The 26,489-nt window shown below is 58.9% G+C and carries 21 protein-coding genes; 16 read left to right on the forward strand and 5 right to left on the reverse strand.

The window, feature by feature from the left end; genetic code table 11:
- Nucleotides 1–49 precede the first annotated feature (49 nt).
- Together smc and ftsY are read left to right on the forward strand one after the other, a co-directional pair.
- The gene (gene smc, locus QP981_RS08450) at nt 50–3,544 is read left to right on the forward strand and encodes a chromosome segregation protein SMC (protein ID WP_284857811.1); all 3,495 of its coding nucleotides are present in this window, start codon (nt 50–52) and stop codon (nt 3,542–3,544) included.
- A 47-nt stretch (nt 3,545–3,591) separates the two neighbouring features.
- Nucleotides 3,592–5,151: a signal recognition particle-docking protein FtsY gene (gene ftsY, locus QP981_RS08455; RefSeq protein ID WP_049171536.1), complete on the forward strand. Its 1,560-nt coding sequence runs from the start codon at nt 3,592–3,594 to the stop codon at nt 5,149–5,151.
- A gap of 167 nt (nt 5,152–5,318) precedes the next feature.
- On the opposite strand, the gene QP981_RS08460 is transcribed toward ftsY, so the two are convergent.
- The gene (locus tag QP981_RS08460) at nt 5,319–6,071 is read right to left on the reverse strand and encodes an intestinal mucin (RefSeq protein ID WP_101687588.1); all 753 of its coding nucleotides are present in this window, start codon (nt 6,069–6,071) and stop codon (nt 5,319–5,321) included.
- A 475-nt stretch (nt 6,072–6,546) separates the two neighbouring features.
- Complete coding sequence (locus tag QP981_RS08465) at nt 6,547–7,509, reverse strand: collagen-like domain-containing protein (RefSeq protein WP_284857810.1); 963 nt, start codon at nt 7,507–7,509, stop codon at nt 6,547–6,549.
- Between the two features lie 605 nt (nt 7,510–8,114).
- Between QP981_RS08465 and ffh the strand changes: the two genes are divergently transcribed.
- The gene (ffh, locus tag QP981_RS08470; RefSeq protein WP_284857809.1) at nt 8,115–9,728 is read left to right on the forward strand and encodes a signal recognition particle protein; all 1,614 of its coding nucleotides are present in this window, start codon (nt 8,115–8,117) and stop codon (nt 9,726–9,728) included.
- A gap of 16 nt (nt 9,729–9,744) precedes the next feature.
- Here ffh and QP981_RS08475 read toward each other — a convergent pair whose 3' ends face one another.
- Nucleotides 9,745–11,895 carry an acyltransferase family protein gene (locus QP981_RS08475; RefSeq protein WP_284857808.1) on the reverse strand — a complete coding sequence of 717 codons (2,151 nt, stop codon included), beginning with the start codon at nt 11,893–11,895 and terminating at the stop codon, nt 9,745–9,747.
- A gap of 298 nt (nt 11,896–12,193) precedes the next feature.
- Between QP981_RS08475 and rpsP the strand changes: the two genes are divergently transcribed.
- The 4 genes from rpsP (at nt 12,194) to QP981_RS08495 (ending at nt 14,846) form a co-directional block, all read left to right on the forward strand.
- Complete coding sequence (gene rpsP / locus QP981_RS08480) at nt 12,194–12,676, forward strand: 30S ribosomal protein S16 (RefSeq protein WP_038628648.1); 483 nt, start codon at nt 12,194–12,196, stop codon at nt 12,674–12,676.
- A 144-nt stretch (nt 12,677–12,820) separates the two neighbouring features.
- Nucleotides 12,821–13,315, forward strand: coding sequence for a ribosome maturation factor RimM (rimM, locus tag QP981_RS08485; protein WP_070652970.1), 495 nt, complete (start codon nt 12,821–12,823; stop codon nt 13,313–13,315).
- Nucleotides 13,312–14,199 (forward strand): tRNA (guanosine(37)-N1)-methyltransferase TrmD, encoded by an 888-nt coding sequence (trmD, locus tag QP981_RS08490; RefSeq protein ID WP_070605002.1) that lies wholly within the window; start codon nt 13,312–13,314, stop codon nt 14,197–14,199. Before rimM ends, trmD begins: the two co-directional genes overlap by 4 nt.
- Nucleotides 14,199–14,846, forward strand: coding sequence for a phosphatase PAP2 family protein (locus QP981_RS08495; protein ID WP_150963187.1), 648 nt, complete (start codon nt 14,199–14,201; stop codon nt 14,844–14,846). Before trmD ends, QP981_RS08495 begins: the two co-directional genes overlap by 1 nt.
- On the opposite strand, the gene QP981_RS08500 is transcribed toward QP981_RS08495, so the two are convergent.
- Entirely contained in the window at nt 14,806–15,300 is a 495-nt protein-coding gene (locus tag QP981_RS08500; protein ID WP_016422552.1) for a DUF1877 family protein, read from the reverse strand. The genes QP981_RS08495 and QP981_RS08500 overlap by 41 nt on opposite strands.
- Nucleotides 15,301–15,382: 82 nt before the next feature.
- Between QP981_RS08500 and QP981_RS08505 the strand changes: the two genes are divergently transcribed.
- Nucleotides 15,383–17,698: a Tex family protein gene (locus QP981_RS08505; protein ID WP_284857807.1), complete on the forward strand. Its 2,316-nt coding sequence runs from the start codon at nt 15,383–15,385 to the stop codon at nt 17,696–17,698.
- Nucleotides 17,699–17,736: 38 nt separating this feature from the next.
- On the opposite strand, the gene QP981_RS08510 is transcribed toward QP981_RS08505, so the two are convergent.
- A complete protein-coding gene (locus tag QP981_RS08510; protein WP_284857806.1) occupies nt 17,737–18,720 on the reverse strand; it encodes a DUF1648 domain-containing protein in 984 nt (327 codons plus the stop codon).
- A 353-nt stretch (nt 18,721–19,073) separates the two neighbouring features.
- On the opposite strand from QP981_RS08510, the gene QP981_RS08515 reads away from it, so the two are divergent.
- From QP981_RS08515 to dprA, 8 genes are all read left to right on the forward strand, one after another.
- Nucleotides 19,074–20,474: an HNH endonuclease signature motif containing protein gene (locus QP981_RS08515; protein ID WP_284857805.1), complete on the forward strand. Its 1,401-nt coding sequence runs from the start codon at nt 19,074–19,076 to the stop codon at nt 20,472–20,474.
- Between the two features lie 139 nt (nt 20,475–20,613).
- The gene (rplS, locus tag QP981_RS08520) at nt 20,614–20,955 is read left to right on the forward strand and encodes a 50S ribosomal protein L19 (RefSeq protein ID WP_070643998.1); all 342 of its coding nucleotides are present in this window, start codon (nt 20,614–20,616) and stop codon (nt 20,953–20,955) included.
- 74 nt (nt 20,956–21,029) lie between these two features.
- The gene (gene lepB, locus QP981_RS08525) at nt 21,030–21,827 is read left to right on the forward strand and encodes a signal peptidase I (protein WP_284857804.1); all 798 of its coding nucleotides are present in this window, start codon (nt 21,030–21,032) and stop codon (nt 21,825–21,827) included.
- On the forward strand, nt 21,802–22,506 hold the full coding sequence (locus QP981_RS08530; protein WP_224783775.1) for a ribonuclease HII: 705 nt from the start codon (nt 21,802–21,804) through the stop codon (nt 22,504–22,506). Before lepB ends, QP981_RS08530 begins: the two co-directional genes overlap by 26 nt.
- A 54-nt stretch (nt 22,507–22,560) precedes the next feature.
- A complete protein-coding gene (locus QP981_RS08535; protein WP_005509529.1) occupies nt 22,561–22,863 on the forward strand; it encodes a DUF2469 domain-containing protein in 303 nt (100 codons plus the stop codon).
- Nucleotides 22,864–23,074: 211 nt separating this feature from the next.
- Entirely contained in the window at nt 23,075–23,497 is a 423-nt protein-coding gene (locus tag QP981_RS08540) for a YraN family protein (protein WP_065421646.1), read from the forward strand.
- Complete coding sequence (locus QP981_RS08545; RefSeq protein ID WP_284857803.1) at nt 23,498–25,030, forward strand: YifB family Mg chelatase-like AAA ATPase; 1,533 nt, start codon at nt 23,498–23,500, stop codon at nt 25,028–25,030.
- Nucleotides 25,031–25,059: 29 nt separating this feature from the next.
- A complete protein-coding gene (gene dprA / locus QP981_RS08550) occupies nt 25,060–26,196 on the forward strand; it encodes a DNA-processing protein DprA (protein WP_284797482.1) in 1,137 nt (378 codons plus the stop codon).
- Nucleotides 26,197–26,489: the final 293 nt, after the last annotated feature.

Here is a 26,489-nt window from a genome sequence, read left to right on the forward strand (position 1 = left end):
CTTGGGGTAATTCAGCTCCAAACCGTAACTACGGGTAAGATATTGCCCCATGTATTTGAAATCGCTGACTCTGAAGGGCTTTAAATCCTTCGCTTCGGCGACGACGATGAAATTTGAGCCCGGCATCTGCGCAGTTGTCGGCCCGAACGGATCCGGAAAGTCGAATGTCGTCGATGCCCTCGCGTGGGTTATGGGTGAGCATTCCGCCAAGACCCTCCGTGGCGGCAAAATGGAAGATGTCATCTTTGCGGGTACCTCCGGGCGAAAGCCCTTGGGGCGCGCGGAGGTTACTCTTACCATCGACAATTCCGATGGGGCACTTCCCATTCAATATAAGGAAGTCTCTGTCACGCGTCGCATGTACCGCGACGGCGCAAGTGAGTACGAAATCAACGGTTCTCGCGTCCGCCTCATGGATGTCCAAGAGCTCCTCAGCGACACCGGTATTGGCCGCGAGATGCACATCATCGTCGGCCAGGGCCGGCTTTCGCAGATTCTGGAGTCGCGGCCAGAGGAGCGTCGTGCGTTTATCGAAGAAGCAGCGGGTGTGCTCAAGCACCGCCGCCGCAAGGAGAAAGCGCAGCGCAAACTCCAGTCGATGCAGGCTAACCTCGACCGTCTGCAGGATCTGACAGGTGAGCTTTCCCGTCAGCTCAAACCGCTGAAGCGTCAGGCTGAGGCCGCCTCTCGCGCCCAGACTGTGCAGGCAGACCTGCGCGACGCCAAGTTGCGTTTGGCTGCCGCGGACTTCGTGGATTTGCAGGACAGCCTCAATGACATTGCTGGTCAAGCCAAGCTCATTGAGGAAAAGGTGGAGGCCGCCACGGAGCGAGCCGAGATTGCCGCTGAGCGCACTGCAGAACTCGAAGCCGAACTGGAGGACATCACTCCAGCTGCCGATGCTGCCCGTGACCTTTGGTTCCGTCTCTCCGCACTCGGTGAGCGTATTCAAGCGACGGCCCGCATCGCCGCCGATCGCGCGGCCGACCACTCCGTCGCTCCGTGGGTAGGCCCAGACCCGGACTTCCTGGAGCAGCGTGCCGACGATGCCGCCACCGAAGAAGCCACGCTCGCTGAGGCTGAGGCAGAGGCCCGTGAAAAACTGGAGGAAATCCGCGAAACGCTCTTCGACGCCGAGGAGACTTTCCGCGAAGCCGAAGCGGAGCACCTCGCGGCCGTTCGCGCAATCGCCGACCGTCGCGAAGGCGTGGTTCGTCTCATTTCCGCAGAAGAATCTCTGCGCACCCGCTTGGAAGCCGCCGAAGCCGAAGCTGCACGCCTTGCCGAGCAAACCAATGAGGCCGACGAACGCCGTGCCGATGCCACCGAAGCTGTGGAAAACGCCGCGCAGGAGCTAGCCGAGGCAGAATTCGAAGGTCCCGAGCTGCAGAGTGCTTATGAACAGGCCAACCGGGAAGCAGAGCTGGCCTCTACACGGTTGAAAGAACTCCGCGCTGACGAGCGCGACCTCGAGCGCAGCGTCTCAGGTCTGTCCGCCCGCATCGAAGCTCTGGAGACCGCCCGCACCGCCGCTGCCAACGACGGCACTGCGTGGCTACGTGAAAAGCACGAGCTCGGCGTTCTCTCTGAAGTCATCGATGTCGACGCTGGCTGGGAAAAAGCGCTCACTGCCGCCCTCGGCGCGGCCGCCGAAGCACTGGTCAGCGAGGGCAGTGGAGATTCGCTTATCGACGAGCTTGTGGCCGCGGGCAAGGGTAGTGCCGTCGTTATCAATTCTGCGGATGCATCTGACTCCTGGCGCTTGGACATCACTCTGCCCGCACAGGCATCCTGGCTGCTCGATCATGTGACGGTGCCAGCTAACCTCGCTGGTTCGTTGACCTCTCTGCTCGTTGATGTCGTGGCCTGCGACGACGAGCACGTCGCCCGTGAACTGGTGGCGCAGGATACTCGACTGCGCGTTGTTGATCGCGATGGTGTGCTGCGTGGCTCTGGTTGGGTAGCTGGCGGTGCTGGTGGCACTGCATCAGGTGTGGAAATCGCCGCCGACATTGCTAAGACTCGCGAAGAACTAGCAGAAGCACAGGCGCGTTTGAGTGACCTCGGTGGTGTGCTCTCCGGTGCACAGGCCGAAGAAGAGGACCGCCGCACTGACGCAGCGGCCGCCCGTGCTGCGTTGCGTGAACATCAGAGTCGTATGAAGGTCCTCACGGATGCCCGGACTCGGGCCACAGCGCAGCTGTCTGGCGTGGTGCATGATGCCGAACGCGCTGAGCAGCGCGGAGCCGAAGCCGCGGACCGAGTAACGAAGCTCCAGAAGGAGTTGGCGGAGGTCGCAGACCGCTTAGCTCGCGTTGACCGTGACCCCGAGGAGGGGGAACCGTCGACAAGCGAACGTGACCGTGCCTCGGAGGCGCTGACGGCTGTGCGCGCCATGGAAACAGAGGCGCGTCTGTCGCTGCGTACGGCAGAGGAGCGACTGTCGAGTGTACGAGGCAAGGCCGAGCGGCTCCGTCGCCAGGCTGCATCGGAGCGCGTAGCGAAGGCTCGCCATGAGCAGGCGCAGATGGCGAAGGTTGCCCAGCGGGCGCTTGCAGAAGTTGTCGCGGAGCTGGCTGAGGACCTGCACGCGAAGGTCAACGTGTCGTTGGCGCGGGCAGAGGCCGATCGCGACGATGCCGAGGCGCAGAAGAAGACGGTGTCGCAGGCACTATCAGCGGCCCGGACGGAGGCGAATACGGCGCAACGTGAGCTGGCACAGCTAACGGATTCCGCGCACCAGGGCGACATCGCCCGTGCGCAGGCGCAGGTCCGCGTGACCGAGGCTGCAGAGCGCATCGTCGACCAGTTGGGGCTGTCTGTCGATGACCTGCTCGCGGAATTTGCTCCTGATGAGAACTTCGACCGCGCAGCCGTGACGAAGCAGCTCAAACAGGCGGAGAAGGATCTGCGTGTGCTCGGCCGCGTCAACCCGTTGGCGCTGGAGGAGTATAAGGCGATGGAGGAGCGCTACTCTTTCCTATCCACGCAGCTCGATGATGTCCTCAAGGCCCGCCAGGACCTCACCGATGTTGTCGAGGAAGTCGATGCCACGATCCTGCAGCTCTTCACAGACGCGTGGAACGATGTCGAGGCAGAATTCCCCGCAGTCTTTCAAACGCTTTTCCCGGGCGGCGACGGACGACTGGTTCTCACCGAGCCGGACAACCTGCTCACGACAGGTATCGAGGTTGAAGCCCGCCCGCCGGGCAAAAAGGTCAAGCGGCTGTCGTTGCTCTCCGGCGGCGAGAAGTCGCTGACGGCGCTGGCAATGCTCGTCGCTATTTTCCGCGCGCGCCCGAGTCCCTTTTACGTACTCGACGAGGTGGAAGCCGCGCTTGACGACGTCAACCTGCGTCGCCTTATTGCGCTGCTCGAGGAACTCCGCGCGACCAGTCAGCTGATTGTCATTACGCACCAGAAGCCAACAATGGACGTTGCGAATGTGCTCTACGGCGTGACCATGCGGGGCGATGGTGTGACTCGAGTAATCTCGCAGCGAATGTCACCGGCATCCGCAACTCCGTCGACAGGAGCGGAGTAAGCGCGGAGTAAGTGAGGAAGAGTCGTTGATACTGCATAATGAGAGTTATGACTCCAACTCAGTGGATACTCCTTGTCGTCGCGATTGTCGTTATTATCGCGCTGCTCTTTGTTGTGGGCTATGTCCGCAGGAAGAACCAGCGCATTTCCTTTGCGAAGGAAGATACTAAGGAACTCACCCAGCAGGAGAAGTCTGGAAATTACCAGGCCACTAGTGGTTTTAACTTCGCTCCGGCCGGTGGTGGGACTGATACCCGCGAGAAGCAGCCGGTTGAAAAACCGATGCCGAAACCGGCGGAAAAGCCGATTGAAAAGCAGGCCCCGGAGCCGGAGGAAAAGCAGGCTGATATACCTGCCGATCAGCCGGACGGTTCACTGCTGAAACCAGAAGGTCGACTGGTTATTCCGGATAACCCCACCGAAATGGAGGGGGATTATGACCGCGTAATGCGGGAAATCCCAATCGATTTGCCAACGGCCGGGGAAGAGGAATCAGAGCCCGAGCCGGAACCACAACCAGAGCCCGAAGCAGAGCCTGAGGTAGAGGTAGTTCCTGCTCCTGAGCCGGAGCTGGAGCCGGAACCGACTCCCGAACCAGAACCGACTCCAGAGCCGGAGCCGGAAGCTGCGCCGGAGCCGACGCCAGAGCCAGAAGCAGAACAGCAGATTGACTCCATCGACCCGGCTGAGGGACGTCTGGGCCGCCTGCGCGGTCGTCTGTCACGGTCGCAGAATGCAATTGGCCAGTCTGTGCTCGGCATCTTGGGCGCGGGTGACCTTGATGAGGACGCGTGGGAAGAGGTTGAAGACATCCTGGTTATGGCTGACCTCGGTGCGGCTGCGACGCAGCGTGTCGTCGATAAGCTGCGCGAGCGTATTGCCAGCCAGAAGGTGAGCACGGAAGAGCAAGTGCGCGCCCTGCTGCGTGAGGTGTTGATTGAGGAGTGCAAGCCTGAGATGGACCGCTCCATCCGCGCACTTCCGCACGAGGGCAAGCCCGCAGTGATTCTGGTAGTCGGTGTCAACGGTACAGGTAAGACCACGACGACGGGCAAGCTGGCTCGTGTACTGGTCGCCGGTGGCCACCGTGTTGTTCTCGGCGCAGCGGATACCTTCCGTGCTGCTGCAGCCGACCAGCTGGAAACCTGGGGGCGACGCGTTGGCGCGGAGACCGTTCGCGGCGCTGAAGGCGCCGATCCTGCGTCTATTGCATTTGAGGCAGTTGCTCACGGTATCGAGTCCGGCGCTGATGTGGTGCTCATCGACACCGCCGGCCGCCTGCACACCAAGGTCGGTCTGATGGACCAACTGGACAAGATTAAGCGCGTGGTGGAGAAGAAGGCTCAGGTTGACGAAGTCATCCTGGTTTTGGACGCGACGGTCGGCCAAAATGGTCTACTGCAAGCTCGTACGTTCCGGGATGTAGTAGACATCACCGGCGTTGCCCTGACCAAGCTGGACGGTACCGCGAAGGGCGGCATTGTATTCCAGGTGCAAAACGAGCTCGGTGTGCCGGTGAAGTTGGTTGGCCTTGGTGAAGGTGCTGACCACCTGGCGCCGTTTGAGCCGGAGAGCTTCGTAGACGCACTGCTCGGCGGCCGCAAATAGTAACTAACATCGATGAGTGAATTTTCCATCGATTGGTGAGTACAGCGTCGCCCGTTGCCCCCGGCAAAAATAAAGGCCTCGGAGCCACCGCGTAGATTTCTGTAGAGGATACGCGGGGCTCCGGGGCCTTTAATGTTGAGGTGCTAGGAATCTAGCGGAGAGTTGTGCTAGGAATCCTTAGAATTCTTGCGTGCGAGGCGGGTAGCTGCCACGCCACCGACCAAGAGTGCAAGAGCGGCACCGCCGAGGGCAGTCGCCTGAACACCAGTGACTGCTAGCCCAGTGTTCTTGGTCCCGGTTTGCTTACCGTCATTCTTAGGGTTGTCGGGCTTGTCGCCTGGTTTTTCCTCCCCGGGATTCTCGTCCTCCCCGGGCTGTTCGTCACCTGGGTTTTCATCGTCGCCCGGAGTTTCGTCATCGCCTGGGTTCTCATCGTCGCCCGGAGTTTCGTCATCGGAGGTCGGACAGTAGCCGTAGACTCCGGTTGCCGGGTCGATCTTGCTCATATCACGCGGGGAACCGTCGGGGCACGTTGCGGTGTCATCGACTCCCGGCGGAATTCCGTCATTCTCTGGGGCATCTTCATCGGGCTCCGGAGTTGGGCCGGAATCATCTGAAGTGCCACAAGCGCCGTAAGCTCCGGTTGCCGGGTCAATCTTACTCATGTCACGCGGGGAACCGTCGGGGCAGGTCTGGGTGTCCTCAACGCCCGGTGGGATACCATCGTTAGATGAACCTCCTGGATCCGGGTTTGCAGCGTCATCTACACACTGGAAAGTACCGTCAACATTTTCAAAATGTTGACCGGCGGGGCATTCCGACGGGGCGGGGTCAGGAATCTGTGCGGTGGCAGCGCCAACGCCGATGAGCATGCCGGCTGAAGCGGCAGCGGCCACCATGGTCGAAGAGAGCTTCTTCATTTGGAAACCTCACAATGTCTATAGGAAAGCCCTGCAATCAAAGGACTTAAGGGGGAACACTGTTCACACTTTTGATTCTAATAACTAATTACAGTCTTTGGTGGTATGGGTTTGGGGAGGGGGTAAATCGAAATTGTTGACTCGTCCAAGTCCCAGTAAGGGAAAGCGGGAACTTATATTTACAACGCTGAGTGTGTACACCCGTTGTGGTTGGAGTATCTTTAGAACTCGCCACTGTTTACTCAGCAGGAGATTTTTCCTGTCTTCGCTAGCGAAGCGTGGTACCTGATCGTGTCGGGTGGTGAAAGGCGGATGGGGCGTAGAGGTTCGGTAAAAAATCGGTGCCTGTGGGGTTTATGCTTCGAGCTATGGGAGTTATGAATTTTCGGAGGTATGGCGCACAAAAATGCTCCCGATGCTAAATAGGCATCAGGAGCATTTTATATTTCGTTACCGGGGTAGAACCCTAAGCTTCTTAGCGGTTCTTGCGGGCGATGCGGGTAGCGGCGACACCGCCGACCAGGAGAACCAGAGCGGCTCCACCCAGGGTGGTGGCGTCAACGCCGGTGGCTGCCAGGCCAGTGCTCTGAGTCGAAGAAGCCTCCTTGGACTCAGAGGTATTCTGCTCAGACTTCTTGGAGTCCGAAACCTTCTTTACGTTCTCGGAAGAGGTCGTCTTCTTGGACTCGGAAGCCTTCTTCTCAGCCTTTTCCTTGGCCTTCTTCTCTTCCTTCGTGCACTTGTTTTCGTTCTTGCACTCAGCAGAGATCTTGATGTCAACGTTTACCTTGACATCCTTGCCGTCCTTACCTGGCTTACCGTCCTTGCCGTCCTTACCTGGCTTACCGTCCTTGCCATCCTTGCCCGGCTTACCGTCCTTGCCATCCTTGCCCGGCTTACCGTCCTTGCCGTCCTTACCCGGCTTACCCGGCTTCTCGTCGTCCTTGCCTGGCTTGTCAGCGTCCGGCTTGTCCGTGCCTGGTTTGTCAGTGTCCGGCTTCGCCTCGTCCTTGACGCAGACACCGAAGATGTTCGGGTTGCCTGGGACTGGCTTGCTCATGTCGAAGTGCTCGCCCTCCGGGCACTGCTTATCAGAAATGCCTGGGTTTCCCAGGTCGCCCGGCTGGGACCCATTGTCGCCCGGTGTTTCGGGCTTAGGAGCCTCCTGGTCCGCGACGCACTGGAAGGTTCCGCCGACGTTCTCAAAGTGCTGGCCGTCTGGGCACTTGTCCGGCATTGGGGCCGGAATTCCGTCAGTGGAATCCTGCTCAGGCTGGTCTGCGACGCACTGGAAAGTGCCTCCGACGTTCTCAAAGTGCTGGCCGGCGGGGCACTCGGTCGGCATTGAGTCCGGAATCTGTGCAGTAGCGGTGCCTGCGCTTGCAATCATGCTGGCGGAGAAGGCAGCGGCGGCGATAGCCGTGGTGAACTTCTTCATGAAAACCTCTCAAGGAGTCAAACGGTCAGAGACCAATGAATATGATTTCGCCGTTCATCCCTCATCGTGCACGGCGGAAAATAAAACCAGGCCAACTGCGGTTAACTAGGTTCATGATTAACCATAAACTGGTTGATATATGAACGGTATTGGAGGTAGTTATAGGAATAACATCAGGTGCGCAGTGGCGTGCTTTGACCTGCTGCAATGCCGCCGGTTTGCTATTTGGCTTACACCATTCCGGGGGAGGTTCTTACTAAGGGTGACCTTAGCAAAAGCTAGCCACTGGCGTTATCTTGCTGTTACCTAGCTGGTGGTAGCTGGGTTGGATAAACGTTCTTTATGCAGTAGGGCATTCATATCTGGAGGCTCGTTTAATTGTCACGTTAAAATAACGAACAGTAATCTAACGTCCTTGAGAATAAAAGAGCTTCATCCTATTGCTATTTTTTACTTCCTATTGGTTACACCCGAATCGGGGCATTTAGGGTGGGTGGGCTGCAATCGTTGTCGATAGGCGAAGCTGTAGATATGTGCCAAATGGAGTATCCAGCGGGTACGGTAGAACAGTTAAGAAAAAACAAGGCAAAAGGGGAGCTGGAAACTTGTTTGAGTCTCTTTCCGATCGTTTGACGGGTGCCCTGCGGGGGCTGGGCGGGAAGGGCCGCCTGACTGAGGCGGATATTAACGCCACCGCCCGCGAGATTCGGCTGGCTCTTCTGGAAGCCGATGTCTCCCTCGAGGTTGTCCGTACCTTCATCAAGCGCATCAAGGAACGCGCTAACGAAATTATTGGCAGCCAGACTGTCAACCCGGCAAACCAGATTATTGAGGTCGTCAATGAGGAACTGATTAACATCCTCGGTGGCGAGACTCGACGGCTGAATATGTCGAAGCAGCCACCAACGGTTATCATGCTGGCCGGTCTGCAGGGCGCTGGTAAGACCACCTTGGCCGGTAAATTGGCCAGGTACCTCACGGATCAGGGGCACACCCCGGTCCTCGTCGCCTGTGACCTGCAGCGTCCGGGCGCGGTGCAGCAGCTGGAAATTGTCGCTGAGCGTGCAGGCGTGCCGTGCTTCGCACCGTTCCCGGGCACCAGCCTCGATTCCACCCATGAAATGGGCACCAGCGAGGACAACCCAGTTGACGCCGCGTTCCGTGGCCTCGCTTATGCTCGCCAGCATCGCCACGATGTGGTGATTATCGATACCGCAGGTCGCCTGGGTATCGATGAGGTTCTGATGAAGCAGGCTCGCGACATTCGCGATGCCATCAACCCGCATGAAGTTCTGTTTGTCATCGACTCCATGATTGGTCAGGATGCGGTAGAGACCGCCAAGGCCTTCCGAGACGGCGTTGACTTCACCGGCGTTGTACTGACCAAGCTCGATGGCGACGCGCGCGGTGGCGCTGCACTGTCTATCCGTGAGGTCACCGGTAAGCCGATTCTGTTCGCCTCCACGGGCGAGAAGTTGGAGGACTTTGACGTCTTCCACCCAGACCGTATGGCCAGCCGCATCCTGGGCATGGGTGACCTGAAGACGTTGGTTGAGGTCGCTTCCAAGGAAATCGATCATGAGCAGGCTGCCAAGTCCGCCCAGAAGATTGGTTCCGGCGAGCTGACTCTCGAGGACTTCCTCGAGCAGATGATGATGGTCCGCAAGATGGGCCCAATCGGCAACATCCTCAAGATGCTCCCCGGCGGCGCGGAAATGTCCAAGGCCGCGGAAATGGTCGACGAAAAGCAGCTTGACCGCATCGAGGCGATTATCCGCGGTATGACTCCGGAAGAGCGCGAGAATCCGAAGATTCTGAATGCTTCACGACGTCGTCGTATCGCCAACGGTTCCGGTGTGTCCGTTTCAGAGGTTAACCAGCTCATCGAGCGTTTCAATGAGGCGCGGAAGATGATGGCGCAGATGGCCGGCCGATTTGGTATGGGCAGTGGTCGCCCATCGAACCGCAAGGCCAAGCGTGGTCGAAAGGGCAAGGGCAAGAATAAGCGCAAGGGCGCTAACCGTGGTCCAACGCCACCGAAGGCAATGCGCGGTGGCGGAATGCCCGGTATGCCTGGAATGCCAGGTATGCAGGGCATGCCGGGTATGCCTAGCATGGCTGAACTGCAGAAGCTGCAGAAGCAGATGGGTAATCAGCTGCCAGAAGGTATGGAGGACTTTGACCTCAACAATCTCGACTTCGGACAGGGCAAGAAGTAGCAGGGACTAGAAGTAGCTAGTCCCGCAGAGCCTTCTGAATCTGGCGGTCCATTTCAGGACTGAAAGTGGCCGCTAGTTCATCGGTGATGTGATTGCTGTCGCGGTAGACGTAGATATTGCCAATAACTTTACGGCAGGTGGTCGGACCGCAGAAGATATCGGAGAAATCTAGACTGTGCCCGTTGGGGAAGTTCGCAAGAATCTCCTCAGCGGGATTTTCTGCATTTAGGGCAGTTTTGCGGTGGATAGTGCAGTCTTCTTCCGCTTCTTCGCATACGCTGGGGGAGAATTGGTCCAAGTCCTCCCGTAGCGCCCATGGGTTATCGCGGATGGCGAAGAAATCAATTCCGCGTTCTTGTAGAGCAGCGAAAAACGAAACGTAACCATCCGGTGTGTAGTCGCCCGGCTGCGGTGGGTCCGCCTGGAACAAGGGTCTGGTTGAAGTGGTGAAAACCATCTTTGGCTGAATCTCGTCAATTTTCTGCAGAGCCTCGAAAGTCCAGGCCACGCAGATATCGCCGACTCCGTGGATCGGTTCTAAGGTCGCTGGACAGCCTTGTCGGAGAAGAACCACCACTCGGTACCCGTTGTTTTTGCCGTAGGCATCAATCGGGGCAAACCAATGTTCCATGTGCGAGCCGCCGACGATGACAATCGATTCACTAGCATCTGGATCACCGTAGACACACGGCTGGGTCTCATCGCGCCAACGGCGATTCGGCGGGAAGTATCCGACGTCCTCACCGCCTGTCGCAAGGCAGCCATCGAGGGCAGGTTCCGGCCAAAGGTCCGTGATGAAATCGGTATTCGGCTTTGTGGCTGCCTTGGGGACCTCGTACCCGTCGGTAAGCGCGAGTGCACCTGGATAGACCTCTGGATCTAGGCTGGTGGCGGAGGCGCGATCGACGCGCACCTGTTGCACGTTGACAAGGCTGGACATGCCGACCAACGCAATGACGACAACAGTGCCGACTACCGCTAGACGACGAGCCGGGCGACGATGCTTCATTGCGTGGATTGCATCGCCGACGACGGGCTGAGTCCGGGTCGGTCGGCGAGTCGATTGAGCCAGCGGCAGCTCGACATACTTGTTGGTGAGTTTGGCCAAAATAAAGGAAACGACGATCACTGCGGTGCCAAGCTTCAGCCCCGGAGTATCGCGGTTGAGGTAGTTTATGGCCAGGATGAGAAGAGGCCAGTGCCACAGGTAGAGCGCGTAGGCGCTCTGGCCTACTTCGCGCATTGGGCGGCTGGCCAGGAACTTGGAGATCCAGCCCGCCTCAGGGCCGGCGATAATAATCAGCGCAGCACCACCGAGGGGCCATAGGGTCCAAGGGCCTGGGAACTGTGCGGCGCCGTCGAAGATGAAACCGGTGGAGACTACCAGTGCGAGGCCGATGCTGGCTAACAGCACTCGAAGTGGCTTGGGCATGGGGATGGAGCCCCGGACAAGAATCAGTCCGAGTAGTGCGCCGAGGCAGAGCTCCCAGAGGCGGCTGACAGTGGAGTAGTAGTTCCAGCCCTGGTTTTCGGAGTGCATATAGAAGGCATAGGCAAGCGAGCCGAGAGTGATAACTGCCAGCAAAGGGGTGAGGATTCGGCGGAGTTTACCGCCGGTAGCGTCGGTGCGCTTCGCCTCCACCGGTGAGGTAACCGCGCCGACAATCTGGGGTGAGCGCGTCATCCAGGCGAGTAGGGAGATGAGAAAAATGGAGCCGAGATAAAACTGGCCCTGTACCGACATTGACCACAGGTGCTGCAGTGGGGAAGTTTCGCTCTCTGCGGCAGCGTAGTCCGAGCCCTGGAGTGCCAGTTCATAATTTTGGTAGTAGAGCAGGCTGGCGCGGAGTTGCTGGGCAATGTCGATGGTGCGAAGCGATGGAATGAAGTAAATGACAAACAGGGTTGTCGCGAAGAGGACCAGCACCAGTGTCGGGATTAGGCGACGCAGCGTGCGCCAGATACTCCACCATGGATTGATGGACTGCCTGGGGTTGATGGCATTGCGGTACTGCGCGCCGAAGAAGAAAAACCCGGAGAGCAAGAGGAATACGTCCACACCACCGGAAACGCGGCCGACGTAAACGTGGAAAAGGACTACGAGGGCAATCGAAATGCCCCGTAGTCCGTCCAAGTCATACCTATATTGGGTGCCGGTGGTTTTCATAGAATGTTACGTTACCGCACTGTCAACGACGTTCAGCCTTAGTGGGTATGCAGCGTTTCGAGTGCGCAGTTTTGTTAATTTCCAAAAACTGCTGGTAACATACCTCGAGTTGTCTCAATGAGAATCCTCAGCTGAGGCACGACTGCGAATTCATCGGATCCGGCCACGGCCGCCCGGTGGTCACGCGCAGTGTAAATATCCCAAGGGCAAAACCGGTCCGAAGCACTTCGTTAGTAATTACTCGTGAGCTCGGATGCATAAGTATTGTCCAGTGACATAGAAGAAAGAGGAACTCCTCATGGCAGTCAAGATTAAGCTGCAGCGCCTGGGTAAGATTCGTACTGCTCAGTACCGCGTCGTCGTTGCTGATGCTCGTACCCGTCGCAACGGTGCGGTCATTGAGAACCTGGGCATCTACCAGCCGAAGGAAGAGCCGTCGATCATCAAGATTGACTCCGAGCGCGTTCAGTACTGGCTGGGCGTCGGTGCACAGCCGACCGAGCCGGTTCTGGCTCTGCTGAAGGTCACCGGCGACTGGCAGAAGTTCAAGGGCCTCGAGGGTGCAGAGGGCACTCTGAAGGTTGCTGAGCCGAAGCCGACCAAGCTCGAGCTGTTCAACAAGGCTCTGGAAGAGGCCAACAATGGCCCGTCCGCTGAGGCCATCACCGCTAAGCGCCGCGAGGCCAAGGAAGCAGCTAAGGCTGCTAAGGAAGCTGAGGAGGCCGCAAAGGCTGCCGAGGCTGAGGCTGCTGAGTCCGAGGCTTCCGAGGACGCCGAGTAATAAGGACGCTGAGTACGCCGCTTAGCTAATCCGGGCGCTACCTTATACTTCAAGACGAAGTGTTGGGTGGCGCCTTTTTGCTTTACGCGGGGTGTTTTACAGAGCCTTTATAAGAGAGGGAGTGTGCGCGTGTCGGTAGCTGACATGGTGCTTATTGGCCGAGTGATCAAGCCCCACGGTGTGCGCGGGGAAGTCGTCGTCGATGCGACAACGGATGACCCGGAAGGGCGTTTCGCAGTCGGGGCCACGCTGTTGGGTGTACAGGCCGGCCGTGAGGAACAGCTGACTGTGAAAACGGCACGCCCGCACCAGGGGCGTTTGCTGATTCGCTTCGAGGAGATTCCGGGCCGCAATGAGGCCGAGCGTCATCGGGGTATGAAGTTTTATGCCGAGCCCGTCTTCGAAGACGAGGACTTTTATGACTTTGAACTTGAAGGCCTGCGCGTAGTCCATAACGGCACCGATATAGGCGAGGTCACTTCTATCGTCCGCGCGCCCGCTCATCGTCTCCTTGAAGTCACGCTTGACGACGGGGCCCGGGAGGTACTCATCCCTCTGGTAGAGGAAATCGTTCCGGAAGTTGACCTTGAGAATTCTACTGTCACCATCACCCCGCCGGAAGGACTGTTGGAGCTGTGAGCTTACGTCTCGATGTAGTCACAATCTTCCCGGAGTACCTCGAGCCACTGCGTCATGCGTTGCTGGGCAAGGCAATTGAGCAGGGCATTTTGAGCGTCGGCGTACACAACCTGCGCGACTGGGCGCCAGGTGTACACCAGGCCGTGGATGACTCACCCTACGGCGGTGGCCCCGGCATGGTTATGAAGCCGGATGTCTGGGGTCCCGCCCTCGACGAGGTAGCGGCGCTGAAAGCGGAGCAGTCGCTCACGTCCGCGGTGCCACATTTGGACAATGTCCGCCATGATCAGAAATTGGGTTTGGCCGAGGAATCTTCCTATGCTGCAGCGGAAGTGCCGTCGTTAAGCGAAGAAGATTCAGCGAAGCCCCTGCTGATCGTCCCGACCCCGGCGGGCGAGCCGTTTACGCAGCAGATGGCGCAGGAGTTCTCACACGAGGAGCACATTGTGTTCGCGTGCGGGCGCTACGAGGGCATTGACCAGCGCGTTATTGACGATGCTGCCAACCGCTACCGCGTACGTGAGGTCTCTATTGGCGACTATGTGCTTATCGGCGGGGAAGTGGCGGTCCTGGTGATCGCCGAGTCCGTCGTGCGGTTAATCCCTGGTGTGCTGGGTAATCGCAAGAGCCACGAGGAGGACTCGTTCTCTGACGGTCTGCTCGAAGGGCCGTCGTACACGAAGCCGCGCGAGTGGCGTGGTCTGGAAGTGCCGGATGTCCTGCTCAGCGGCAATCACGCGCTGGTGGACCGTTGGCGGCGCGAGCAGTCACTAATCCGCACGGCCGAGCGCCGCCCCGATTTGCTTGCCGACGTCGACCTCAGCGCCCGTGACCGAGAAGCAATTAAAGAAGTCATTGAAGAAGTAACGGAGGAGAACCGCTAGTGGCACGTGCTCGAATTGCGCGACCCCGGCATGTCATTGGTTGGTTAGCTGTCCTAGGTGCACTGGCGTGGTTCACTCAGACGCAGCTGGCGGGGAGCGTGGATCAGTCGTTTGCGGGCTGGGTCAGTGACCTGCATGGGGCGCGGGATGGCCGCGTCGATAGTTTGATGCTGGCTTTGAGCGAGATTATCCGGCCGATTTACATCGCGCCGGTCACGCTTGTTGCTGCGGCACTCCTGTGGTTCCGCTTCCGTGCGTGGGCGTTGCTACTGCCGGCGTCATTCGGTTCGTCGATTGCGGTGACTTATGCCATGAAGTGGTTTTTGGACCGCGACCGACCGGGTGAGGAGTTCTCGCTGGTCAACCTACATGACGCGGCGTTTCCTTCTGCACATGTGGCAGCGGTTACTTCCAGCGGTATGGCCGCGATGCAGCTTGCCATCCCCGTATTGCGCCGCACAGCCCGCAAGCTGCTCGACCTGGCCATCATCGCGCTTATCGGCGCCGTGGCTCTGTCGCGCGTGTGGGTCGGGGCGCATTGGCTCACCGATGTCATCGGCGGCCTCATTGCCGGAGTTATCGGCTTAGCAGTTGCGCTGCTAGTTCTTAGGAGATGGCCACGAGCACGGCGCTACGCGCTGCCTTAGTCTCCTCGTAGAAGGCCACGAGTTCGCGGTACCGCTGTGTCGCAGTGGCTTCGTCGATAAGCGAACCATTGTCCGTGATGCGGGCGGCAAGATCGATGCTTGCCAGCGTCTGGTGCACGTCGCCGACGCGATCGGCGCGGATGACTGCAGACAGCGGCTTGCGGCAGACGCGGTCGGCGCCGAGGATGGCCTCCGCCAGCGGGTCGCCGAGTGCTTGGCCGTCGATGGGATTGCCGGTCAACGTGCGCAGCAGGGACTCCCAGTCCGTGTCGATGTCCAGGGCGTCTTCGTCCGGAACGTCGACGAAGTGCTGCAGGATAATCTTCTCCGCGCCGTCGTTAACAAGCCCCGCCGTGCCGCCGTCGCTGGTTGCCGCAGGTGCTGCGACCTCAACTAACCGCGCTGCCTCCTCATCGGAGATGCGCAGGTATTCGGCACAGAGTTTCTGCTTCATGGGGCTCCTTTTCCGGTGTTTACTGCGAGCCTTCTGTGGGGCGTTCGCCAATTGGTACTTCCACGATAGTAAAGTTGCCCGGGTGATTTCATCAGTAATTGCCCGAGAACTCGCCGCCACTGGTGCGGACGTTGCCGAAAGTGCCGTCGCCGCCGCTATCAAGCTTCTCGACGAAGGCAACACCGTGCCTTTCATCGCCCGCTATCGCAAGGAAGTAACCGGCGGACTCGATGACACACAGCTGCGTTTCATCGAGGAACGCGTCGTCTACCTGCGCGAACTAGAAGAGCGCAAGCAAACGATTCTCGCCGCTATCGAAGAGCAGGGAAAGCTTAACGACGACCTGAAGGCCGCCATCCTCGCCTGCGACACTAAGGCGCGGTTGGAGGATCTCTACCTGCCGTACAAGAAGAAGCGCAAGACCAAGGCCGATATTGCACGTGAGGCCGGGTACGAACCGCTGGTGGAGGAGCTACTGGCCGACCCCGCCGCGGACCCCGAGACTCTAGCCACTAAGTACGGCGAGGCAGCTGGTAAGGATGCGAAGGACGCTCTGACCGGTGCCCGTGCCATCTTGGTCGATCGCTTCGCTACCGATGCTGATTTGGTTGGCTCTGTCCGTGAGCAGGTGTGGTCCTCCGGTTCCGCCGCCGCTGCCGTGGTGGAGGGCAAGGAGACTGCGGGTGCGAAGTACCGTGACTACTTCGAGCACAACGAACCTCTGGACACCATGCCTAGCCACCGTGTGCTGGCCGTGCTGCGCGGTGAGGCCGAGGGCATCCTGACTCTCAATATCGATGCGGGTGAGGATGAGACCTACGAGCACATGATTCGTGAGGCCTTTGAGCTTCCCGACGGCGGTTCCTCCAAGTGGATTGACCAGGCCGTTCGTTTCGGTTGGCGCACCAAGTTGGAGGTGTCCGCTGCCCTCGATGCCCGCACTCGACTGAAGGAGCGCGCCGAGGCCGAAGCCGTGGATGTCTTCGCCCGTAACCTGCGTGACCTGCTGCTGGCTGCACCGGCTGGCCAGCGCGCCACTCTCGGCCTGGACCCGGGATACCGCAATGGTGTGAAGTGCGCCGCTGTCGACTCCACTGGCAAGGTGCTCGACACTGCCATCGTCTACCCGCACCAGCCGCGCAATGACTGGTCTGGCGCCAAGGAGCAGCTGGCCACTCTCTGCGCCACTCATCGAGTGGAGCTCATGGCCATCGGCAACGGCACCGCTTCCCGCGAGACCGAAACCCTGGCTCGCGAAATCGCCGACCTGATTGCTCAGGCCGGCGGCAAGAAGCCGACCCCAGTGGTGGTCTCTGAGGCCGGTGCTTCCGTGTACTCCGCATCGTCCCTGGCAGCAGCCGAGTTCCCGGACATGGATGTTTCTCTCCGCGGTGCCGTATCGATTGCCCGCCGCCTGCAGGACCCGCTTGCTGAGCTCGTCAAAATCGATCCGAAGTCCATCGGTGTCGGCCAGTACCAGCACGACGTTTCCCAGACCAAGCTCGAGCACTCTCTCGATGCCGTGGTTGAGGATGCCGTCAACGCTGTCGGCGTCGAGGTCAACACCGCCTCCGCGCCGCTGCTCGGTCGCGTTGCTGGCGTGTCCTCGACTGTTGCGGACAACATCGTCGCTTATCGAGACGAAAACGGCGCCTTCACCTCCCGCAAGGAGTTGCTGAAGGTCCCGCGTCTTGGGCCCAAGGCCTTCGAGCAGTGCGCTGGCTTCCTGCGCATCCACGGCGCCACCAACCCGCTGGATGCCTCCGCCGTGCACCCGGAGTCCTACCGCGTCGTCGATGCCATTGCCGCGTCGACCGGCGTTAGTGTCCAGGAGCTCATCGGCAACTCCCGTGTCCTGTCCAAGGTGCGTGCTGCAGACTTCGTCGACGAGTCCGCAGGTATCGGCCTGCCCACCGTCCAGGACATCTTGGCCGAGCTGGACAAGCCTGGCCGCGATCCGCGTCCCGAGTTCGTCACCGCCACCTTCAAGGAAGGTGTGGAGAAGGTCTCCGATCTTCAGCCCGGCATGATTCTCGAGGGCACCGTCACCAACGTCGCGGCCTTCGGCGCCTTCGTTGACGTCGGAGTCCACCAGGACGGCCTCGTCCACGTCTCCAACATGGCCCGCGGTTTCGTCTCCGACCCACACGAGGTCGTCCGCTCGGGCGAGGTGGTCAAGGTGAAGGTTCTCGACGTTGACGTCGAACGCAACCGCATCGGTCTATCGCTCAGGCTTGACGACGACGCCTCGGATACCAAGCCAAAGCGTGACGGCGGTCGCGGAGAAGGCCGTGGAGGCGGCCGAAAGCGTGGTTCCCAGAATAAGAAGCGCGGTGGAGCCAACCGTGGTGGAGGCGGCGGTTCCATGGCCGACGCGCTGCGCAGGGCAGGCTTTTAGCTCCTGATCTGTTAGCGCTTGATTTATTAGCGCATAGCCTATTGGCGCATAGCGTCGATGCGGCTGTTGATCTCACCCGCGACAGCCGCAGCCATTCCATCCGGTACGACGATGGTGTAATCGGACCCCGAGGTCTCAATCTTGACTGCCTCGCCTGACCGTGCCGCCACGGTGATGCGGCCATCATTGCCAAGTCGAAGCCCAATACCGCCACCGTCGGCCCAGTTATAAGTGGCCGGCTTCGCATATTTGATGGTTCGAAGCTCAATGGGGTGTTTCATCTTCAGCGGTCCACAGCCGTTAAAAACGGTAATGGAATCTGTCTTCGGGTCCGTGTCTAGTGTCATGCCGGTTTCATATGCGATGAGGAATAGCGGCGTGCACAGCAGAAAAACAATGCCGAGGCTTGGCAGGAACACTGCGAGCGCTACAGACACCACGCACCAGACTGCGAGGGCGATTTTGACGCCCTTAGAGATGGTCACGCTGACATCGATGGGAGTCGGGGCTCCTTCTCGATGGGGCAACTGTGGCGATGTCGGCTCGGTGACCGTGGCGTCGGTAAGCGAGGAGTAGTCCTTGAGGCGGCGCGTCACGAGCAGGGCCGCTACTAGGCCGATGATGACGCCGGCTATTGCATAGATCCAGCCGATTCGGGCGGTCGTAGGGTCCGTCGTGCCGATCTGCGGGATGATAATCGCGAATTCAATGCCGATTAAGAAGCCGCAGAGGGCGAGGTTGGTTATTGCAATTGGCTTCCGTACAACAAGCGGCGTACTGGTCTTGGCGCCGAGCCAACCGATCTGTGCACATGCGATGACGATGATGGCCATAATCAATGTGCTTGGAATTGGCGGCATGAAACCGTTGGGAGTGCCGCTACCGCTCCAATGCGTTGCTAACTGCTCCGGTAGTCGGTCGGAAATAGCAATTACCCACAGAAGCTGTGCAATGGCCAGAACGCACGGGGCGATGATTGTTCCTCGAACAATCCAGGAGTCAAAGCGTGGAATCTGCTGCATGGAGACAATCTAGCAGTTGGGGGGGGGTGTTTTGTAGCAACGGTCAGCGGCGGTCGGCGGCGTTCGTTATTGGTGTGCTGTATCAGCGTGACGTTGTAGCGAGCGGTTGTAGCGTGTCGTCTTAGCGTGCGCGGACTTTCGCAAGAAGATGCACCTCGCGACATTTGATAACACACTCAATAACACACTCGAAAATACAAGCGAAAAAGTTTTATTAAAGGGGTTGTACAATCGAACGGGCGTGCTAGAATAGGGGTATCAAGAACAAAGTGCTTGAGCTTCTCTTCTTGGCGTTGAGCTAGTGGTATTCACTCGTCCTCGACGCTGAGCGGGGTTGGGGCTTTGGGGGAACAATGTCTGAAAAAGATAGTCCGGCCAAACAACCGTCCGATGTTTACCAAGCGGCTCTGCTGCCTGAAGCGCCGCAGTTTTTCCACGAGTCATCCACGAACCAGTTGGCGGTGGCGGGTATCCAACGCAACCGCTTGGAACTGGGTATAGCTTGCGGTTGCACGCCGAAGTCGCTTGAGATTGATGTGGATGCATACATTGCTGAAATCGCGCCCGAGTTGGGTATTTCCCGCGGTAAAGCGCTCGAGTATGTAGAGGTCGGCATTCATTTAGCGCGCATGCCTCGGCTGGGTGCCTTTATTAAAGCTCGAGCTCATTTGCCCTTTGCGCATCTGATCACCATTGCTCGCGCGACAGCGCCGCTCCACGATCCAGAGGTGCGTGCAGCTGTTGAAGAAGAAATTGCCCGCTTTGTCATTCCCCGAAAGCATGGCGAGGCACTCCGGGGAGTTCGCAGCCTACATAAATTCCTGCAACGGGTTATCGAAGAAATTGAACCTCAGCTTCGCCCCAAAAACCTTCCGGGTGATGCCGATCCGCTGCTTCCTGCAGGAGAACGCGAAATAGTGGGAGAGAGTATTGGTTTTGAAGAGAGCGACAACTTCGCGGAAGTTTTTATGGAGCTGGAAAAGACCCGCGCTCTCGAATTCAAAACCACCCTCGAGTCCATCTCCAGCTCAGCTGGCTGCACTCGAGTCGAAGCTTTGACACACCTCATCCGCGGCACCGCCGAGGCAAAAATCGTACTCAACCTATACTGTCCTGCCACAGAGGAGCGCCCCCGCACCGCCTGGCTTGGCGGCGTTGGCTGGATCTCGCAGTTAGCTACGCAGGCGTGGATTGATAAGGTCACGCATATTCGTATGCTTGCCGACGAAACCGCGGAGGGCTACGCCCCAACCGAAAGTCAGAGAGCCTTCGTTAAAGGTCGGGACGGAACGTGTCGCTTTCCGGGGTGTGATGTACCCGCGGAGCTCTGCGACATTGACCATATTGAGCCGTACGACAAAGAGCACCCGGAGGAGGGTGGGGCAACGGAAACGCCGAACCTCCACTGCCTCTGCCGCCGGCACCACAACATGAAAACAGCTGGTCTTTGGAATGTTGCACGTGATCGGGGTGGGGTGGAACTGTGGACGTCGTCAAGCACGGGCAAAAAGGCGGTGAGCCTGGAAGATGGGCCGCTCGCCGGGCACGGACGCTACACCTTTGACAAACGGGGACTGCGAATGGCGCAGGCACTGGCAGAATATAACGAGTATCGCCAGGAGTTGATAGAGCAATCACGGAAGCTGGTCGAGGAAGCGCGCAGGGGAGAAGACGCCGATACTCCCAGCCCGCAAGACCCCCAGGACCCACAAGATCCACAAGGCCCGCCGAACATGGAAGAGTTTGGTTTCTGACCAGGGGGTGTGTAATAATTTCCAGGTTGTCTTTATAGGCAGCTTTACCTGTTTCGGGCATGAACCGGCCGAGCGTCCCTCTGTGGGAAAGCGCCGCCAGGGTCCTCTGTCTATGCAAAAAGTAAAGGAATAAGTTTCCATGAACATTCTTGACAAGGTTGATGCAGCATACCTGCGCGACGACATTCCGGAGTTCCGCGCTGGTGACACCGTCGAGGTCGACGTAAAGATTGTCGAGGGTAAGACCGAGCGTATTCAGGTCTTCAAGGGCGTCGTTATCCGCCGTCAGGGCGGTGGCGTCCGCGAGACTTTCACCGTCCGCAAGATGTCCTTCGGTATCGGCGTTGAGCGTACCTTCCCGGTGCACTCCCCGAACATCGACGAGATTCGCGTTGTCTTCAAGGGCGACGTTCGCCGTGCGAAGCTGTACTACCTGCGCAACCTGCGCGGTAAGGCTGCACGCATCAAGGAGCGCCGCTAGTCTTTTGGCGCAAAATAATCCCCATCGAGTGTTGAGCTCGGTGGGGATTTTTCTATCGCGTATAGTCTTTTCCCATGACCGACGACGATTCGCGCGAACAGACTGACGGCCAAAAAGAAGACCGTACTGAAGGCTTGAAAGGCTTCCGGAAACTTGACGCGGAGCCTGAAAAGCACACTCCGTGGTACATCGAGATTCCAATCATTATCGTGATTGCCCTGCTCATCAGTGCTGGTGTGCAGTCCTTTATCGGCCGTGTCTACGTGATCCCATCCGAGTCGATGCAGCCGACGCTCAATGGATGTGTCGGGTGCACCGGTGACCGCATTTGGGTGGATAAGGTTTCCTACCAGTTCTCAGATCCCAAGCCCGGCGATGTTGTCGTCTTTAATGGCCCGGAGTCCTGGAACAGTAACTACGTGTCACAGCGTTCAAGCAACCCGGTGGCGAACTCGCTGCAGACGGTCGGTTCCTGGATTGGCCTTGTCGCCCCGGATGAAAATGCGTTAGTCAAGCGTGTGATTGCCACGGGTGGGCAGACTGTGCAGTGTCGCCCAGGAGATCCCGGCATCATGGTTGACGGCAAGATGACAGACCAGGATTTCATTAAAACTCCGGCAGACAAGCCGGTGGTGGATAATCTTGGCTCAGAGCAGTGTGGTGGCCCGTACTTCGGGCCGGTAACAGTGCCGGAGGGGAATCTGTGGGTCATGGGTGATAACCGCACCAACTCTGCGGACTCTCGCTATCACATGGGCGACGAGCTGCAGGGTACTGTGCCGCTGGATAACGTCGTCGGCAAGGTGCAGGCAATCATCCTGCCGTTTAACCGCATCGGTGGCGTCGATGATCCGGACATCCAGCACAACTAGTCAGCACAGTCTGCTCACGCCGCCGGCGCCGAAACTGCGGAGGCTGAAGCAGTCGCGCACGATAGAGGTCGCGCTGGCAAAGCGCGGCTTTGGACCTGTAGCCGGGGTCGACGAGGCTGGTCGCGGCGCCTGTGCAGGCCCGATAGTTATCGCCGCCTGCTGCCTTCCAGAACGCCCTATCGCAGAGCTGGATAAGCTCACCGATTCTAAAAAGCTCACGCCGGCCGCACGTGAACGGCTCTTTCCGCTCATCCAACGCTTCGCCACCTCTTTTTGCGTGACGACGATTCCCGCGTCCTACATCGACCAATTCGGCATCCAGGACGCGAATGTCACTGGAATGCGCCGCGCGGTAGCCGGGTTGGGACAGCGTCCTGGCTATGTGCTTACCGACGCACTCAAAGTGTCTGGCTTCACGGCACCCTATTTGCCCGTGATTGGTGGTGATTCCGCTTGCCGATGTATTGCCGCTGCGAGTGTCTTAGCCAAAGTCACCCGCGACCGCATTATGGTTGACCTATCGGAGAAGTATCCGGACTATGGTCTGGCGGGGCATAAGGGCTACGGCACGTCATCGCATATGGAAGCGATTTCACGCCATGGCGCAACCCCGGAGCATCGGTGGTCATACCGCAATGTGCGCTTGGCACACGCGGAGTATCTTGAGCACCCCGAATAGACCAACATGTACAAAAAGAGCAACATGTAAACACTCGAAGGAGCCGTCGCGGTCGTGAGCGCAGAAGATCTAGAAAACTACGAGGCCGACGTTGAACTATCCCTGTACAAGGAGTTCCGCGATGTCGTTAGTCAGTTTTCGTACGTTGTTGAGACGGAGCGCAGGTTCTACCTTGCTAATGCTGTGGAGCTGATTCCGCACAACAGCGAAAACGAGGTCTATTTCGAGCTGCGGATGTCGGATGCGTGGGTGTGGGATGTCCATCGCCCGGCTCGGTTTGTCCGCTACGTGCGCGTTATCACTTTCAAGGATGTCAATATCGAGGAACTGGATAAGCCGGACTTGCGACTGCCGTAGGTTATCGTCGCCTGTCATCGCTCGTTATGGCTAGCTGCTAACAGTTATCCACAGTCGAAAAATTATCCACAGTTAGGGCCCTCTGAGCATTTATCGGAGGGCCTTTGTCATGCCCGCTGTGCAAGAGTGTTTCCGAACCGCCAAGGCGGCAAAAGTCTAGGCAGTAAACCGCCAAGGCACAATTCAACGGGGAACCAGGGGGACCAGGGCGATGACACAGAGCTTTGAAGAACTAACCACAAGACAGCTCGGCGCGTTTGGGGAGGATTTCGTCGCCGAGATGTTGGAGGATCAGGGGTGGGAAGTTATTGCTCGGAATGAGCGGGTCGGGCGCTATGAGCTCGATCTTATTGCTGAAGATGTTGACGGCAGGCTGCATTTTGTGGAGGTAAAAACGCGGCGCAGCTCGCGAAGTAGTCAGTTTGGGGACGGCAGAGAGTCCATCACAGCAGCCAAGCTTCGTCATTTGCGCAAGGCGGCGGCACAGTGGCTGTCAGAGAGTTCTACCTACTGGTTAGAGTCCGTAGTTATCGACTGCGCAGAAGTCACAGTGTCCAGCCCTTCGTCCGGTCCTCCAGTCGTTGCAGTTACGTACATTCCCGCAATCAGCGACGCGATCATGTGGGACTGCTAGATGACTGTCGGTACAGCTCTTGCAGTCAGCCTCAGCGGCATTGAAGGAACTATTGTGCAGGTGGAAGCCGATGTTGGGCGTGGCTTGCCGGGAATGTATATCGGTGGGCTCGGCGATGCCGCCGTCGGAGAAGCCAAACATCGCGTGCGCACGGCGGTTGCTAACTCGCAGTTGCCCTGGCCGAAGACAAAAGTCGTGGTGAGTCTGTCGCCGGCGCACATCCGCAAGCACGGCACTAGCTTTGACCTCGCCATCGTCTGCGCCATCCTTATCGCAACCAGCGATGACATGGAGGCCCGAGGTCGTCTCCGCCACACGGTTCTCATTGGCGAACTTGGGCTCGACGGTTCCATTCGCCCGGTGCGTGGAGTGCTGCCGCAGGTCCTTGCCGCCCGCGAGGCCGGTGCCCGTTGGGTTGTCGTCCCCGCCGCCAACGCCGCCGAGGCCGCGCTCGTCGACGGCATCGCAGTCTGCACCGCAGCCGACCTCACACAGCTATGGGGCTGGGTACTCACCGGCTCAGGTTTGACGACCGCGCTTAACGACGACCCCAGCGAACAAGCCTTCTCGGTAGACCTGGCCGATGTCGATGGCCAACCTGAGGCGCGCTTCGCCCTCGAGGTAGCCGCAGCAGGTGGGCACAATCTGTTCATGCAGGGTTCTCCGGGAACTGGGAAGTCCATGCTCGCTGAGCGCTTGCCCACAATTCTGCCGCCATTGCAGAAGTGGCAGCAGCTGGAGGTCACCGCGCTGCATTCGGTGGCCGGAGCGCTCGATACTACGGACACTCTTGTCCAACATCCGCCGTTTGTGGCACCGCATCACAGCGCGACTGTGGCAGCGCTAGTCGGCGGCGGTGCTGTGCCCAAGCCCGGCGCGATTAGCCTTGCCCACCATGGGGTGCTCTTCTTGGACGAAATCACCCTCATGCGCCCGGCGGTATTGGATGCGTTGCGGATGCCGATGGAAAACGGGGTGGTCGTCCACCTGCGTACGCACCATCGAGTGACTTTTCCGGCGAGAACACAACTAGTCATGGCGACTAATCCCTGTCGGTGCGGGGCGGCGTATGCCAGCGAATGCACCTGTTCTAGTACCGAGCGAGCCAAGCATGGTCGCGCATTATCGGGCCCGCTACGCGATCGCATGGATCTCAACGTTACGCTCAGTCCTGCCGGGGCCAAGCTGGGAATTAAAAACAAAGCACACAATGAGCCCTCCGCGGCCGTTCGCGATCGGGTACAGGCCGCACGTGACCGTGCCCGCCATAGGTGGCAGGCCCTGGGGCTTGCCGACGAAGCAGCCGTCACCAACGCGAGTGTGCCACGCTCGCTTCTCCGTCGTCACGCGGGCTTAGACGAAGAAGCGATGGCGTTATTGGACTTCCAGTTGAGGAACGGAGAGATTACCCAGCGGGGAGTGGACAAAGTAATCGCAGTGGCGTGGACGCTCGCAGATCTCGGGGGAGTAGACGCGTTTACCTTCGAGCACGTGCAACGTGCCTGCCAGCTGCATGACCGCGAGAGCGGCTAATACAACCGAACCATTATCAAGGGGGAAAAATGGACGAAATTCACGCGTGGGCTTACCTGAATCGTGTGATAGAGGCGACGCATCCGCAGATTGTGCGGCTCGTGACGGAGTTTGGGCCGGTAGAGGTAGCAGAGAGGATCAAGGCTCGCGCCGGGCTGCCGGAAGGTCTGCTCAATACGACGCAGGCGCGAGCCGACGTTGACCAGAGCGGCCACGATTTGGAGCTGGCGGCAGCGATGGGGTGGCGTCTTATTTATCCGGGGCACCCAGAGTGGCCGGGGGAGCTGCTGTCCTGCTTTACGACGCTCGAAGTCCGTGACCGCGCCGATGCACCACCACTTGCGCTGTGGGTGCGTGGCCGTGACTTGCGGGACGTGGTCAGTGAAGCGGTGGCGATTGTCGGAACGCGGATGGCCAGCAGCTACGGGACACAGGTGGCGGCCCAATTCGCGGGACAGTTCGCGAACGCGGGGGTTAGTGTCATCAGCGGTGGTGCGTTAGGGATTGATGCCGCGGCGCATCGAGCTGCGCTCGACGCTGGCGGCACTACGGTTGTGGTCGGAGCCGGTGGTGTAGGGGTTGACTATCCGCGGGCGCATGCAGAGCTCTTCGACCGGATTGCAGAGCGGGGTGCGCTGTTTACGGAGTATCCACCGGGGGTGCGACCAGCACGGCATCGGTTTTTGACTAGGAATCGGCTGGTAGCGGCCCTATCGCGAGCAACCACAATCGTCGAGGCGGGCTGGCGTTCAGGGGCGCGCAACACAGCGCACTGGGCAGTGAGGCTAAACAAGCCCTTGGGAGCAGTGCCGGGACCGGTGACGCTGCAAACTACCTCTGGCTGTCATGACCTAATCCGCAGTGGCGAGGCTGTCCTGGTGTGTAGTGCCGATAATGTGCGGTCGCTGTATCGGTCAGTTGGCACAGTGAATGAGGATGCTCAGCTTGAATTGTTGTGGGAAAAGTCGGCGGTGCAGAAGCTTTCTCGAAACGAGCTCGCTGTCTACGACTCTCTGAATTCTGCGGAGCCAACGCCGGTGGGAGAAGTCGCAGCGCAGGCGGGATTGGCCGTGGCGCTTACGACACATTTGTTGCTGGAGCTGCAGGGACAGGGGCTGACCAGTCGGGTGGAGGGTGGGTGGTTGCGCCAGGAACAGGAGCGTTAGTGAGGCGCTAATAAAGCCTTCTGCAGAGAATCTCGAGAAAATCTTGAATTAGGTATTGCAATTCTCTGTACGCTCAGTAATATAGGCAAGGCAAGCCTAAGTAACTGTTACGGAAACGGGCTTGTGACATGGGTGAGGCAATAGGGCAGTGGCTCTGGCGAAAGTCGGAGTCACTGCCTTTTCCGCTGTCTGGTGAGGTCTCGCGGTGTGCATCTACGGGTTAAGTAAAGAAAAGTGTGTCTTTTCCGGGCGTGTTGCGGTTATTTGATCCAGCCTTTTTGGATGCCGAGGTT

This window comes from Corynebacterium sp. MSK047 (assembly GCF_030232285.1).
GTDB classification, from domain to species: domain Bacteria; phylum Actinomycetota; class Actinomycetes; order Mycobacteriales; family Mycobacteriaceae; genus Corynebacterium; species Corynebacterium jeikeium_D.

Excerpts from the sequence above, each read along its gene's own strand:
- QP981_RS08460 (WP_101687588.1), bottom strand. The coding sequence starts at position 6,071 with ATGAAGAAGCTCTCTTCGACCATGGTGGCCGCTGCCGCTTCAGCCGGC.
- lepB (WP_284857804.1), top strand. The coding sequence starts at position 21,030 with ATGACCGACGACGATTCGCGCGAACAGACTGACGGCCAAAAAGAAGAC.
- QP981_RS08540 (WP_065421646.1), top strand. The coding sequence starts at position 23,075 with ATGACACAGAGCTTTGAAGAACTAACCACAAGACAGCTCGGCGCGTTT.
- smc (WP_284857811.1), top strand. The coding sequence starts at position 50 with ATGTATTTGAAATCGCTGACTCTGAAGGGCTTTAAATCCTTCGCTTCG.
- rpsP (WP_038628648.1), top strand. The coding sequence starts at position 12,194 with ATGGCAGTCAAGATTAAGCTGCAGCGCCTGGGTAAGATTCGTACTGCT.
- QP981_RS08465 (WP_284857810.1), bottom strand. The coding sequence starts at position 7,509 with ATGAAGAAGTTCACCACGGCTATCGCCGCCGCTGCCTTCTCCGCCAGC.
- dprA (WP_284797482.1), top strand. The coding sequence starts at position 25,060 with ATGGACGAAATTCACGCGTGGGCTTACCTGAATCGTGTGATAGAGGCG.
- ftsY (WP_049171536.1), top strand. The coding sequence starts at position 3,592 with ATGACTCCAACTCAGTGGATACTCCTTGTCGTCGCGATTGTCGTTATT.
- QP981_RS08530 (WP_224783775.1), top strand. The coding sequence starts at position 21,802 with ATGATCCGGACATCCAGCACAACTAGTCAGCACAGTCTGCTCACGCCG.
- QP981_RS08515 (WP_284857805.1), top strand. The coding sequence starts at position 19,074 with ATGTCTGAAAAAGATAGTCCGGCCAAACAACCGTCCGATGTTTACCAA.
- QP981_RS08475 (WP_284857808.1), bottom strand. The coding sequence starts at position 11,895 with ATGAAAACCACCGGCACCCAATATAGGTATGACTTGGACGGACTACGG.
- rplS (WP_070643998.1), top strand. The coding sequence starts at position 20,614 with ATGAACATTCTTGACAAGGTTGATGCAGCATACCTGCGCGACGACATT.
- rimM (WP_070652970.1), top strand. The coding sequence starts at position 12,821 with ATGGTGCTTATTGGCCGAGTGATCAAGCCCCACGGTGTGCGCGGGGAA.
- QP981_RS08500 (WP_016422552.1), bottom strand. The coding sequence starts at position 15,300 with ATGAAGCAGAAACTCTGTGCCGAATACCTGCGCATCTCCGATGAGGAG.
- QP981_RS08510 (WP_284857806.1), bottom strand. The coding sequence starts at position 18,720 with ATGCAGCAGATTCCACGCTTTGACTCCTGGATTGTTCGAGGAACAATC.
- QP981_RS08545 (WP_284857803.1), top strand. The coding sequence starts at position 23,498 with ATGACTGTCGGTACAGCTCTTGCAGTCAGCCTCAGCGGCATTGAAGGA.